At 63.6% G+C, this 1,063-nt stretch carries 1 protein-coding gene; it reads right to left on the bottom strand.

Annotation, left to right across the window (positions count from 1 at the left end; translation table 11 throughout):
• On the bottom strand, window positions 1–1,063 hold a 1,063-nt coding region (locus AC1D35_RS36365; RefSeq protein WP_477942882.1), incomplete at both ends, for an MFS transporter.

Here is a 1,063-nt window from a genome sequence, read left to right as displayed (position 1 = left end):
GCATCGCACCTGCCGCGCCGCTTCTGGCTTTCGGAGCCGAGAGAAGCAGAATGCGGTTGTTCGGCGTCTGGAACAGGCCGAAACCCAGGCCGGCAATCACCGTGCCGACCAGAAACGCGATGCCTCTCGGGTCCGGCGGGCTGAGAGCGGCCACAAGGAAGCCGGTTCCCAGCAGCGCCCCGCCCGCGGCGCAAAGCCATGCGGTCTTGATGCGGTTTGCCAGGCGTCCCGAAACCGGCGCGATGATCGCGGTCGCAACCGGCCAGGGCATCATGTAGAGACCGGCCAGGACCGGCGTCATGTGCAATGTGTGCTGGAGATAAAAGGGGAGCGCAATGTAGCTCAGCATCTGGCCGCAGAAGCAGGTTACCGACGCGATGACCGCCACGCGGAACGCCGGTGCCGCCAGGAGATCCGTCGGAACGATCGGGGTGTCGCTGTTGCGCTGCAGGCGCAGCAGGATGAAAAGGCAGGCTATCGAGGCGGCGATGAGGACTGTGCCGCTTGTCGGCGCGGTCGCTATCCGGTCGGCGCCGCAGAAGAAGAGGATGAACATCAGCGTGTTGGCCAAAAGGGCCTTCACATTCAACTTCCGTTTAGTGCCCGCGACTTCCCCAAGCAGGCCGCCGCCGATGAGAATGATGACGCCGAGCGGTATATTGACTGCAAACAGCCAGGGCCACGTCGTGATGGATAGAATGGCACCGGCGATGCCGGGGCCGGCAGCGGAGGAAGTCGCGATGACCATGGCATTGACGCCAATGATCGGACCCAGCAGCCGTTGCGGCAATGCCGTGCGAAGGTTCATCATCGCAAGCGCCATGATCGCGCCAGCGCCGAGGCCTTGTACGAAACGGGCAAGGATCAGCAAGGAAAGGTCGCCCGCGAAGGCGCAGACGGCCGAAGACGCGGTAAAAAGCGCGACGCCAATCAGGAAGACACGTCGCGCGCCATGAATTTCCCCGAGCACGCCGCACGGAAGAATGGCGACGAGCACGGCCAACTGATAGGCCGAGACGACCCATACAGTGCTGCCCGCATCCACGTGAAGCGAGTGCGCGAT

This window comes from Rhizobium sp. P1_E6, from assembly GCF_056405875.1.
The sequence above is the reverse complement of the archived record's forward strand: the minus strand, read 5'-3'. Positions and strand labels throughout refer to the sequence as shown.